This window comes from Arthrobacter methylotrophus (assembly GCF_039539965.1).
In the GTDB taxonomy this organism is placed as follows: domain Bacteria; phylum Actinomycetota; class Actinomycetes; order Actinomycetales; family Micrococcaceae; genus Arthrobacter; species Arthrobacter methylotrophus.
In genome coordinates this window covers 2,245,139-2,257,193 of sequence record NZ_BAABED010000001.1, presented here as the reverse complement: position 1 = coordinate 2,257,193, position 12,055 = coordinate 2,245,139, and the positions used below count along the sequence as shown (strand labels likewise).

11 protein-coding genes are annotated in these 12,055 nt (G+C 63.6%); 4 read left to right on the top strand and 7 right to left on the bottom strand.

Going from position 1 to position 12,055, the window contains the following annotated elements:
* Nucleotides 1–15: 15 nt before the first annotated feature.
* A complete protein-coding gene (locus tag ABD884_RS11970; protein WP_376954938.1) occupies nucleotides 16–1,857 on the bottom strand; it encodes a glycerol-3-phosphate dehydrogenase/oxidase in 1,842 nt (613 codons plus the stop codon).
* 106 nt (nucleotides 1,858–1,963) lie between these two features.
* On the opposite strand from ABD884_RS11970, the gene ABD884_RS11965 reads away from it, so the two are divergent.
* Genes ABD884_RS11965 through ABD884_RS11950 form a run of 4 tightly spaced genes read left to right on the top strand, consistent with a single transcriptional unit; the run spans nucleotide 1,964 to nucleotide 5,902 of the window.
* A complete protein-coding gene (locus ABD884_RS11965) occupies nucleotides 1,964–2,926 on the top strand; it encodes a sugar-binding transcriptional regulator (protein WP_345045993.1) in 963 nt (320 codons plus the stop codon).
* Between the two features lie 54 nt (nucleotides 2,927–2,980).
* Nucleotides 2,981–3,862: an aldo/keto reductase gene (locus ABD884_RS11960; RefSeq protein ID WP_345045992.1), complete on the top strand. Its 882-nt coding sequence runs from the start codon at nucleotides 2,981–2,983 to the stop codon at nucleotides 3,860–3,862.
* A gap of 10 nt (nucleotides 3,863–3,872) precedes the next feature.
* Nucleotides 3,873–4,820: an alpha/beta fold hydrolase gene (locus ABD884_RS11955; protein ID WP_345045991.1), complete on the top strand. Its 948-nt coding sequence runs from the start codon at nucleotides 3,873–3,875 to the stop codon at nucleotides 4,818–4,820.
* Nucleotides 4,817–5,902, top strand: a complete 1,086-nt coding sequence (locus ABD884_RS11950; protein WP_345045990.1) for a glycosyltransferase family 4 protein — start codon at nucleotides 4,817–4,819, stop codon at nucleotides 5,900–5,902. The genes ABD884_RS11955 and ABD884_RS11950 overlap by 4 nt, the downstream gene beginning before the upstream one ends.
* Here ABD884_RS11950 and ABD884_RS11945 read toward each other — a convergent pair.
* The 6 genes from ABD884_RS11945 to mihF form a co-directional block, all read right to left on the bottom strand.
* A complete protein-coding gene (locus ABD884_RS11945; RefSeq protein WP_345045989.1) occupies nucleotides 5,899–8,040 on the bottom strand; it encodes a primosomal protein N' in 2,142 nt (713 codons plus the stop codon). The two genes, ABD884_RS11950 and ABD884_RS11945, sit on opposite strands and share 4 nt — an antisense overlap.
* A gap of 105 nt (nucleotides 8,041–8,145) precedes the next feature.
* Complete coding sequence (gene metK, locus ABD884_RS11940; RefSeq protein WP_028267123.1) at nucleotides 8,146–9,375, bottom strand: methionine adenosyltransferase; 1,230 nt, start codon at nucleotides 9,373–9,375, stop codon at nucleotides 8,146–8,148.
* 92 nt (nucleotides 9,376–9,467) lie between these two features.
* Entirely contained in the window at nucleotides 9,468–10,715 is a 1,248-nt protein-coding gene (gene coaBC, locus ABD884_RS11935) for a bifunctional phosphopantothenoylcysteine decarboxylase/phosphopantothenate--cysteine ligase CoaBC (protein WP_345045988.1), read from the bottom strand.
* A 27-nt stretch (nucleotides 10,716–10,742) separates the two neighbouring features.
* Nucleotides 10,743–11,003, bottom strand: coding sequence for a DNA-directed RNA polymerase subunit omega (rpoZ, locus tag ABD884_RS11930; protein ID WP_028267125.1), 261 nt, complete (start codon nucleotides 11,001–11,003; stop codon nucleotides 10,743–10,745).
* 39 nt (nucleotides 11,004–11,042) lie between these two features.
* The gene (gmk, locus tag ABD884_RS11925; RefSeq protein WP_345045987.1) at nucleotides 11,043–11,615 is read right to left on the bottom strand and encodes a guanylate kinase; all 573 of its coding nucleotides are present in this window, start codon (nucleotides 11,613–11,615) and stop codon (nucleotides 11,043–11,045) included.
* A 74-nt stretch (nucleotides 11,616–11,689) separates the two neighbouring features.
* Entirely contained in the window at nucleotides 11,690–12,016 is a 327-nt protein-coding gene (gene mihF, locus ABD884_RS11920; RefSeq protein ID WP_345045986.1) for an integration host factor, actinobacterial type, read from the bottom strand.
* Between the last annotated feature and the right edge of the window lie 39 nt (nucleotides 12,017–12,055).

Here is a 12,055-nt window from a genome sequence, read left to right as displayed (position 1 = left end):
TGACGTACATTACGTTCATGCGACGAGGCTGTGAACAGTCACGCCATGAAAACGTTGAAGGACCTCCTGTGCATGCTGGATCTCGGCGTCACGCCTCGCTGCGTCCCAGGCAAGCTGCGCGGAAAGGACTTCGGCGATTTCGTTGAGGAGCTCCCCTGTCACGAGACCCCGGAAAGCCAGCGAGGTGCGGCGGATGAGGACATCCACGAGGTGCCCGATCTGTTCGTTGCCGGCCATGAATTCCAGTTCACGGACGCTGAGCTCGTTCGTGGAGCGCAGTCTCCGGTCCTCGCCCGCATGGAGGTAGGCGATGACGTCTTCGGCCCGGGTCCCGTAGCGCGTCAGCAAGCCGCTGACCCGGTCGGCGCCGAGGCCGGGAGCCATGTGTCCCTTGACCCAGTCTTGGATCCCTTCTTCACTGTCCGGGAAGCCGGATCCGCCCCCGATGGCGAGCTTCGCCGTCGAGACCTTGCGTTCCATGCCCAGTTCGCGGAGCACATCATTGCTGAGGTGTTCGGCAAGGGCCCGGAAAGTGGTCCATTTTCCGCCGATCAAGGAAAGTACGACGGCGGCCTTCCCGCCCCCGGCGGTCAAGTCACCGGCGGCCACAGGACCGGAGGCCGGGCCCTCGCTTCGTTCGATGCGGTAGTCGCGGGAAACGAACCCGGGCTGAGTGTCATCGTGGCGCGGAAGCGGCCGGACCCCGGCGAAACTGTAGACGATATGGCTGCGGTCCACGGTGACGGAGGGGAAGACGTGTCCAACGAGATCGAAGAAATAGTCGATCTCGGCTTCCGTGCACACTGCGTCCTCGGCCATGTCGGCGTCCACATCGGTGGTGCCCACGAGGACACGGTCACCCATGGGGTAGATCAGGACGATCCGCCCGTCCGTGTGTTCGAAGAAGATTTCGCGACCACCGCAGGCTGCGAGAAGTTCCGGGTGATCCAGCACGATGTGGGAACCTTTGGTCCCTCCCATGAAATGGCTCGCGGTCCCCATCGCCTTGTTGGTGAGATCCACCCACGCCCCGGTGGTGTTGACGATGACGTCGGCATGGAAGCTGAACTCCTCGCCCGTGAGCTCATCCCGGAGCAAGACAGAATCCGCTGTAGCATCCACACCAGCTGTGTGGTCCATGGACACCAAGAACACATAGTTGCTTGCGCGTGCGCTGCCGCCCGGCAGCCCGCTTCCGATGCCGGCCCTTTCGCCATCCTGCAGCACGTCGAGCGTGAGCCGCTCGGGATTGTGCACGGAAGCGTCAAAGTACGTGGCTGCGTATTTGATGCCGGGATGCAGCCGCGGCAGTTCGGTCAATGCTTTTTCCCTGCCGCGGAACTGGTGGCGGGGGACGCTGCCCCCGTCGCGGGAGAAGAAGTCATACATGCTCAGCCCAAGCTTGATGAGGAAGGCGCCGCGTTCCTTCGGCTTCCCTTGCTTGTGGGTAAGGAATCGGGTGGGAGCGGAAAGGATGCCGGAGAAGGTGCTGAAGATGGGGATGGTGGTCTGCAGTGGCTTGACGTAGTGGGGAGCGATCTTCAAAAGCCGGTTGCGCTCGAGCACCGACTCTTTCACCAAGCGGAATTCGCCGTTCTCAAGGTAGCGGATACCGCCGTGGATCATATGGGACGAGGCTCCGCTGGCACCTTGGCAATAGTCACCGCGCTCGACGAGGGCAACGTCCACGCCCTGCAGCGCCAGATCACGGAAGGTAGCCACGCCGTTGATGCCGCCTCCGATGATCAGCACCCGGGCTTGCGGACGTTCACGAAGCGCGGAAGCCGAGTTTCGGCGAGGTGATCCCTCTGCGGAACTGAAAATGCTGTTGTATCCCAAAACTGCTCCCTTGGGCATTGGTATGTGCGCTGCATCTCTTGACGTCGCACCTTGCACAACTATTCTTCGAAGGAGTGGAAAATGAAGTCAAGCTATTTGCACAAACGTGCAGAACGGAACCCAGATGCCACGATCACGAGCTTCGGACGCCCTCCGGGCAGCGCAGATGTACTACCTTCAGGACCTCACGATGGACGCGATCGCCCGGGAACTTCGGACCTCGCGTTCAACCGTCTCCCGCCTGCTGTCCTCGGCCCGCGAGTCGGGACTGGTGCAAGTCCAGATCCGCAGCCCGCTGGACTCCGCCCCCGAACTGGAGCGCATGATCCGCAGCCAATATGGGGTCGACGTGCACGTGGTTCCCGTTCTGGACACCTTGAACGAGGCGGAAACCCTTGACCGGGTCGCGATGCAGGCAGCACGCACCATAGGTCCCCTCGTCGATTCAAATGCCATCATCGGCGTCGCCTGGGGTGCCACCATCAGCGCCGTCAGCAGGCATCTGACCCGCAAGATCACCCACGACAGCACCATCGTCCAGCTCAACGGTGCGGGCAACATGCAAACCACCGGAATCACGTACGCCAGCGACATCATGCGGCGCTTTGGCATCGCTTATGGAGCACGGGTGGAACAGTTCCCCGTGCCCGCATTCTTCGACCACGCGTCGACAAAGACTGCCATGTGGAATGAGCGAAGCGTCCAACGCGTGCTCGAGCTCCAAGCCAAAATGAGCATCGCCATCTTCGGCGTGGGGTCGGTGCATGCGGACTACCCCAGCCACGTATATGCCGGCGGGTACCTCGACGAAACAGACCTCAATCTGCTGGCGGGCTCGGACGTCGTGGGTGATGTCGCGACGGTCTTCTTCCGTGCCGATGGCTCCTCTGACGGGATTACCCTCAACGAGCGTTCCACCGGTCCAAGCCACGAGCAGCTACGGCAGGTCAGGCGGCGGATCTGCGTCGTATCCGGTGCATCCAAGATCAACGGCCTACGCGGCGCCCTGGCAGCGAGGTTGGCCACCGACCTGATCGTGGACGAGGCCACGGCCAAACGGCTGGTGAGTTTCGGCAGCCCGTCCTGAATGTTTGAATGATCCTGAAACATTCCCGGCATCGAGGTAGGTAGAGTCTTGGCTATGAAACCCTCGCCCCGCCTCAGTCTCAACAACGGTGTCTTGATTGACCAGCTAGGGTTCGGACTCTACAAAGTGCCACCGGCGGACGCCACGTCCTTGGTCGCCACGGCGCTCGGCACAGGTTACCGGCATTTCGATACCGCCGCCATGTATGGCAACGAAACCGGTGTGGGCCGCGGCATCGGCAGCGCCGTAGTACCGCCGGCCGGCGTCGACAGCAACACGGGAGGTTCCGGGGAAGGCACCCACTCGCTCGCACGCGAAGACGTCTTTGTGACCACCAAGCTCTGGAACGACGATCAGGGATACGACTCCACGCTCCGGGCATTCGACACTTCCATGGCAAACCTCGGACTGGACTACGTCGATCTGTACCTGATCCACTGGCCCTGCGCGGCGCGCGGACTCTTCCAGGAGAGCTACCGGGCCATGGAAACCTTGTACCGCGAGGGGCGCGTGCGCGCGATCGGAGTCTCCAACTTCCAGCCGGCCCATCTCGAGGCCCTCATGCAAAAAGCCGAAGTGGTGCCCGCAGTGAACCAGATCGAGCTGCACCCATGGCTGCAGCAGACCCGGCTTCGGACCTTGCATGAGCAGTTGCGCATACGCACCGAGGCGTGGAGCCCGTTGGGCCGCGGACAGGTTCTCCACGATCCGGCCATCCAAGCCCTCGCAGGCAAATATGGCAAGACACCCGCGCAAATCATCATCCGCTGGCACCTCCAATTGGGGAATATCGTCATTCCCAAGGCGAGCACCGCCGCACGCATCCAGGAGAACTTCAGTGTCTTCGGCTTCGAGCTAGATACCGATGACATGGATGGCTTGGCCGCCCTCGAACGCCACCACCGCGCCGGGTCACACCCGGATAACGTCAACTAGGACCCGCCGAATGGAACAAGTGGACTCCAACCACTCCCCCGAACCCGCACCAGCCTCCACCCGGGAGTTCTTCAGCAAGGCACTGGCTTCCAGGACCAGTGCCACGGACATCGACCTCGACGGCAGCAACGTGGCCTATTGGTGCTACGAACCGGTCACCCCGACCGCGGAGACACGAACCATACTGGTCATCCACGGTTTCCGCGGCGACCACCACGGACTGTTGCGGGTAGTGGACCATCTGCCCGAGATGCGGATCATCATGCCGGACCTCCCCGGCTTTGGCAGCTCGGAGCCATTCGCAGGCGATCCCCACACCGTGGAGCGCTACGGGAAGTTCATCACCGGTTTCATGGCGGCCTTGGATCTCGGATCGGACACGGTCCTCCTGGGGCATTCCTTCGGATCCATAGTCGCCAGCCATTTCGTCGCCGCGAACCCCGGTGCCGTGCGCCCCTTGATCCTGATCAATCCGATCGCGGCTCCCGCGCTTGAGGGGCCCAAGGGCCTCATGACCAAACTGGCAGTTCTCTACTACCAGCTCTCCGCTGGCCTCCCGCGCCGGATGGGCCTTGCCATGCTGCGCAGCCGCGTGATCGTTCGCATCATGAGTGCCACGATGGCCAAAACCCGCGACAAGGAACTCCGGAACTTCGTCCATGGACAGCACGATGCGTACTTCTCCGCCTTCGCCGACCGCGCCAGCCTGCTGGAATCTTTCCGGGCCTCCGTGTCCAGCCATGTGGCCGAGGTCGCCGGGCAGCTGGACCTCCCCGTATTGTTGGTGGCCGGGGAGAAGGACGAGATCGCGCTGCTCCGGGACCAGCACAAACTGATGGAAGTCCTCCCGGACGGCAGGCTGGAAGTAATTCCCGACGTCGGGCACTTGATCCACTACGAGACCCCGGCGCCGGCCGCGGCCGCCATCCGCAGCTTCCTGGAGGAACACCCCGCGTGAAGATCGTCATCGACGCCCGTTTTACCCGCACGGACCATCATGACGGCATCAGCCGCTACGGCTCGAGCCTCATTGCGGCGACGTCCAAGATTGCGGATGTCACCATGCTGATCAGCGACAAACGCCAGTTGGCGCTCCTTCCCGACGTCCCCTACGTGCACATCAGCAGCCCGCTGTCTCCCCGTGAACTGTTCGTGGCCCGCGAAGTCAATAGGCTTGGGGCCGATGTTGTGGTTTGTCCCATGCAGACCATGGGAACCTGGGGACGCAAATACGGCTTGGTCCTCACCCTGCACGACCTCATCTACTACGAACACCCGGCTCCTCCGGGCTTCCTGCCTGCGCCGGTGCGGCTGCTCTGGCGGCTCTACCACAAGGCCTACTGGCCGCAGCGCCTGCTTCTCAACCGGGCAGACATCGTTGCCACCATCAGCCATACCACCGAGTCGCTCATGGCCAAGTTCAATCTGACCCGCCGCCCGGTGCGGATCGTAGGCAATGCCCCGCAGCCCGGCCAGTCGCCGCGGGATCCCGCAGCGGGTGCCGAGAAATCCTTGCTCTACATGGGCTCGTTCATGCCGTACAAGAATGTGGAGACCATGCTCCAGGGCATGGCCGAATTGCCCGAGTTCACCCTGCATCTGCTCAGCAGGATCACCCCCCAACGCCGTGCCGAGTTGGAGCCCTTGGTTCCGCCGGGTGCACGGGTGGAGTTCCACAACGGCGTCACCGATGCCGAGTACGATTCGCTTTTGCTGCGGGCCACCGCCCTCATCAGCCTGTCCAAGGCAGAGGGCTACGGCCTGCCTCTGGTCGAGGCGATGGCGCTTGGCACTCCCGTGATCGCCAGCGACATTCCGATCTTCCGTGAAGTAGGCGGGGATGCCGTGAGCTACGTGCACCCGAACTCGGCTGCCGAATTTGCCGCGGCCGTCCAAGCCCTTGACGACCGGGAATTATGGCGGGCCCGCTCACGACGGTCGGTGGAACGCGCGGCAGTCTTCAACTGGGATGAGTCGGCCCGGCAGCTTCTGGCCGTGGCCGAAGAGATCGTTGCGATGCGAGTCGGCAAGCGGCGCTAGAGGACGTCGACGCCATCGAGCCGCAACTGCACGGGTCCCGACGTCCGCTTCGCCGCGCTGGCAGCCTTGACTGCCCGCATGGCCCGGGTGGCCTCGGCCGCGTGGGCGTACGGGATGAAGAGCAGCGTCCGGACCTCCGGATCGCTCTCTTGCGTTGTTGCCCGCTGCCCCGTTCCGCGCTGTGCCGCGGGAGTGAGCGAAACCGGAGCCGGGCCGGCGGTGCGCAATTGGATGCCTTTGGCCAGGCTTTCCATGAAGTGCACGACGTCGGCCCGCTGGCCCGTCACGGACGCGATCCGCACCGCAGGCGGCAACTGGAGTTCCTGCCGCAGTGCCAGCTCCCTTGAGGCGTACCCGGCCGCGTCCCAGCGCAACAGGGCCCCGGTCGCGGTAGTGTCGTCGGCCGTGATGACTACGAGCCCGCCTTCGCTGGCGGGCCGGACGAGTGCAGCCGCGTTGAACCAGCGACGCACGGTGTCTTCACCTGCACGCAGGTTTTCCCGGCGTAGGAGCGAATCACCGTCCAGGAGCAGGGCGGCAGCGTAACCCCCGGAAGCGACCGGTTCAGCGCCCACCGTGGCCACCACCAAGGCACCGGCATCCGGGACGGTGGCCTTGACCTGGTCTCCCGAAGACGTCACAACGGCCTTGCCAGGAAAGGCCCTGCCCAACTCTTCCGCGGTCCGGAGCACTCCGGCTGCCCCCCTGCGAAGCCGGCCACCACCGCACGTGCGACAACGCCATTCCGGGGCCGGGGTCGAGCACCAGCGGCACTGCGGCAGCGCCGACTGCCCGGCGATGGCGAGAGGGCCTTGGCAGTTGTTGCATCTGGCGGGTTCGCGGCAATCCTCGCATACGAGGGACGGAGCATACCCTGCCCGGGCGACCTGTACCAGGACGGGACCGCGCTCCAGTCCGTCCTTGGCAGCCCGCCAGGCGGCGCCAGGCAAACGTGCGATCCTTGCCAGAGGATCCCGCTCCTGCTCGAAGCTGTCCGCGGTGTTGAGCACACGCGGCGTCTTTGCGCGGACCACGGTGCGCGGGGCTTCCACAGGCACGGCCCAGCCCACCTCGACAAGCCGCTGGAGTTCAGTGCTGCGGCTATGCGCGGCCATGAGGCACGCTGAGGATTCCTGTTCCGAACGCAAAAGCAGGATTTCCCTCGTGTGGGCGTAAGGAGCGCGCTGGTCAATGTGGAGGTCGTCGCCGTCGTCCCAGCACACCACGAGCCCGACGTCCCGCACCGGAGCGTATGCCGCGGAACGTGTGCCGAAAGCCACCTTGGCCTCGCCGCTGAGGAGCCGAAGGTAGCTTCGGTACCGCGGCGTCTGGCCGTCATCGGCCGTCAGGCGGGCGAGGTCCGTATCGGGAAGGACACAGCGTAACGCCGCCTCCATGCGGTCGAGATCTCGGTAGTCGGGCACAACCACGACGGCGCCCCTCCCGGAAGAGCGGACCGCGGCTACCGCTGACGCCACCAGCTGCGGCCAGCCCGCAATCCCAAAACCTTGCACTGCGGTCAGGACAGCCCGAGGCGCGCCACCAGCGGCAAGGTGCTGCAGGTACGGGGCGCCGTTGGTATACGAAGCCCACGCCGTTTGCCCGGCGGTGGAGGAAACGTGTGCGGACGTGATGGATTCGGCCGGCCCCTCGAAAAGGGACTCGCCGGACAGCAACGCCTTCTCGAGGCGTGCGACGCGCGGCGGGATAGCGGTGCGGAGCACATCGCTCAAGGTCCCGGCGTAACGGGCCGCGACGCTGGAGGCAAGCTCCAGCAAGACAGGAGTGAGCACGCTGAGCGGCGAAACCACTTTGAGGAGCGGAGTCAGGGTGTGCCTCGCCTCCGACGATTCCGCACGCTCCAGCACGTAGCCGTTGAGTTCCTGGCCGCTGAAGCGTACTTTCACGCGGACGCCCGCCGATGCACTGTCCGCGAGCTCGGCCGGGACGCCGTAGTCGAAGGGCCGGTCCAAATGTGGCAAGGATGATTCGACCAGAACCCGCGCCACGGGGTTGATTGACGCGAGCGGCGGACCGCCGGAGTCGTTCGCTCGATTGGGGAAGCCCTGCAACAAGGACGGCTGACGGGCCGGCGAAGGCACCCCCAAGGCAAAGGGAAGCAGCGAATCATCGCTCACACTTGTCACCTCCCTGGTTCGGCTCTTGGGTCAAGCCAAACACACACCACCGACAATCGGACTCCGGCTGGCTGGGCTCGGGCTGACTGAGCTCCGGCGACGGGTTCAGGCGTTGAAGAATTCCTTCAGCTCGTCCACGCGGTCCAGGCGTTCCCACGTGAAGTCGGGCTCGTCGCGGCCGAAATGGCCGTGCGCCGCCGTTTTGGCGTAGATCGGGCGCTTGAGGTCCAGCGCATCGATGATGGCGCGGGGGCGGAGATCGAAGATCTCCGCAATCGCTTCGCTGATCTTGGCCGGGTCGACAGTCTCCGTGCCGAAGGTCTCGACGTACGTACCGACGGGACGCGCTTGCCCGATCGCGTAGGCGATCTGGATCTCCGCGCGCTTGGCCAATCCTGCCGCGACGACGTTCTTGGCTACCCAGCGCATTGCGTAGGCGGCCGAACGGTCCACTTTCGACGGGTCCTTTCCGGAGAAGGCACCGCCGCCGTGGCGGGCAAAGCCTCCATAGGTGTCGACGATGATCTTGCGGCCGGTCAGCCCGGCGTCCCCGACGGGTCCGCCGATGACGAATGCGCCGGCGGGGTTCAGGATGTTCGCGACGTGGGAAATATCCAGATTGGAAACCGCCAGGACGGGGTCGATGACGTGCGAGGCAAGATCCGCGCGCAGGCGATCCAGGTGGGTTCCTTCGGCGTGCTGGCTGGAAATGACCACGGTTTCGACGGAGACCGGCCGGTCGCCGTCGTATCCGACTGTCACTTGGGTCTTGCCGTCAGGACGCAAGTAGGCCAGCTCGCCGCTCTTGCGGACTACGGTGAGGCGCTCCGAAAGCCGGTGCGCAAGCCAAATGGGGGTAGGCATGTAGGACGGGGTTTCGTCGCTGGCGTAGCCGAACATGATGCCTTGGTCACCGGCACCCTGCAGGTCGTAGTCGTCCTCCTGGCGGCCTTCCCGTGCTTCGAGGGAGTTGAAGACACCTCCAGCGATGTCGTTGGACTGCTGTCCGATGGAGACGGACACGCCGCAACGTGCACCGTCGAAGCCGTTGGCGGAGGAGTCATAGCCGATTCCGAGGATGGTCTCGCGGACGATCTGCGGGATTTCGACGTACGCATCCGTGGTGACTTCGCCAGCCACGTGCACCAAGCCGGTGGTGGCCATGGTTTCAACCGCAACCCTGGACTCCGGGTCTACCGCCAGGAGGGCGTCAAGGATCGCATCGCTGATCTGGTCGCAGATCTTGTCCGGGTGCCCTTCAGTAACCGACTCCGAAGTGAAGAGCCGGAGCTTGGACGGGTTTCCGTGGGATTCATGGTGCAGCGGTAGAGTCACTCGACTACCTTACTTGGTTGGGGCCGACCGGCTTCCGCCGTATGTCCCTATGCTAAGGATGGACTAGCTAAGGATTGAGCGTCATCCGGCGCCTAACTGGCCGGGTGTACGTGGCTCAGTTCAGTACTGACCCGGTCAATGACGGCGGCAGCGACGTCGGATTTGGAACCGGCCGCAGACTGCGGCGCAGCGCCACGGCCCGAGAGAATGATCACAGAATTCTGGTCTTGTCCGAAGACGCGTCCGACGCCGACCTGGTTGACCACCAAAAGGTCGCAGCCCTTGCGTTTCAGTTTGGCGGTGGCGTGCTGCAGGACGTCGCCGTCTTCATCCCCGGTTTCCGCGGCAAATCCGACGATCAACTGGGTGGATGCCTCAGCGTCGCGGCGCTCAACCAGTTCATGGAGGATGTCCGGGTTCTGCACAAGGTGTACTACCGGAGCGTCGCTGCCGTTGACCTTCTTGATCTTGGTACCCGAGACTTCAGCAGGACGAAAGTCAGCGACCGCGGCGGCCATGATCACGACGTCGGAGCCGATCGCGGCTTTCAGCGCCGCATCGCGGAGTTCCAGAGCGGATTCAACCTGGATCAGCTCGACGCCAGCGGGTGGCTGGACATCCATGTGGGCGGCGAGAAACCGGACTTGGGCCCCGGCGTCAAGGGCCGCGGTGGCCAGCGCAACGCCCTGCTTGCCGGACGATCTGTTCCCCAGGAAGCGGACCGGATCCAGGGCTTCCCTGGTACCTCCCGCGGAAATGGTAACGGTTCGTCCGGACAGCGGCTTCAGGCCGGCAAGCTGGGTTGAGGGCGAGGAGTCGTCGACCAAAGCCATAGCGGCTGCGAAGATCGCTTCCGGCTCGGGCAGTCTGCCGGGCCCGGAGTCCGCGCCTGTCAGCCGGCCCACTGCGGGTTCCAGGACGGTAATGCCCCGGCTGCGCAGTGTTTCCACATTCGCCTGGGTGGCTCGGTTGTGCCACATTTCGGTGTGCATCGCGGGGGCGAAAACCACCGGGCCGTGGGCCATGAGGAGCGTGTTGGTGAGCAGATCCCCCGCTTGGCCGGTTGCGGCCTTGGCCAGCAGATCGGCGGTTGCCGGGGCAACCACGATGAGGTCGGCTTCGTGACCGAGCCGGACATGGTTGACCTTCTCCACGTCGTCAAAGACGCTGTTGCTCACCGGGTTGCCCGAGAGGGCCTCCCACGTAGCGACACCGACAAATCGGCTGGCGGCCTCCGTGGGGATGACCGTGACATGGTGTCCGGCCTCAGTAAAAAGCCGGAGGAGCGATGCAACCTTGTAGGCTGCGATCCCTCCCCCGACTCCGAGGACTATGCGCACGTGACCTCCGTCAACAAGCAGTCTGTACTACTCTGCGGGTTCGATGGGGGTGGAAACCAGCAGGCCTTCGTTGATCTCGCGCAGGGCGATCGAAAGCGACTTCTCGTTAAGCTTCGTGTCGACCAGCGGGCCAACGTACTCGAAGAGGCCCTCGTGCAACTGGGCGTAGTAGGCGTTGATCTGACGCGCGCGCTTGGCGCCGAAAATCACCAGGCCGTACTTCGAATCGGCGGCAGCAAGAAGCTCGTCGATCGGCGGGTTGATGATGCCTTCAAGGTTCGTGGACACGAATTCTCCAAATTCTAACGGGCCGACTAGTGCTAGCGCTCAGCGCTGGTGCGGGGTAAGCCCCATGAGTGAAACAAGCTCGTCCGCTGCCCGGCGTACGTCGTCATTGATGACAGTGTGGTCAAACTCCGGTTCAGCGGCAAGTTCCAGTTTAGCGGTTTCCAGCCGTCGATGCTGTTCCTCCGGGGTTTCGGTGCCGCGTCCGACCAAGCGGCGGACCATTTCGTCCCAGCTGGGTGGCGCGAGGAAGACGAAATTGGCGTGCGGTACTGCGGCCTTGACCTGGCGGGCACCCTGTAAATCGATCTCCAACAGCACGGACTTGCCTTCGGCGATCGCGGCATCCACCGTGGTGCGCAAGGTCCCATAGCGGTTCTTGCCATGGACGACGGCCCACTCAAGCAACTGCCCGTCTTCAACCAGTGCGTCGAATTCTTCGGCAGACTTGAAGAAGTAGTGGACTCCGTCGGTCTCCCCTGGACGCGGCGCGCGGGTAGTGGCTGAAACTGAAAGCCAGACCTCGGGGTAATTGTCACGGATATACGTGGATACGGTTCCCTTGCCAACGGCAGTGGGGCCTGCGAGGACGGTCAGTCCCGGATTCTTGCTCACATCGTCCTTCGTGGAGAGGATTAATACGCTGCATTTCTGCTTAAACGCCGTATTTGTTTAAACGCTGTATTTGTTTAAACGCTGTATTTGTCTTCCATAAAATCTATCAGCGACCGGGACTGGTGAATTCCCAGACCCCTGAGTCTTCGTGAAGCGGCGATTCCGATCTCCCCCATGATGGCAGCAGCCCTGACCGGACCGATACCCGGAACAGCCTCAAGGAGCTCGGAGACACGCATGCGCGCGATGGCCTCGTCTGTCTGCGCAGATTTGATCAGCCCGGCGATGCTCAGTCCACCCGTCCTGAGCTGTTCCTTCGCGAGAGCCCGCCGTGCCCGGGCTCTCGCCGCCTTTTCCAAGGCGTCGGAACGTTCCTCTGGAGACAAAGCCTTCAACGTCACTGACACATCCCCCTTTGGCTGCAATCGAGCGCGTAGCGG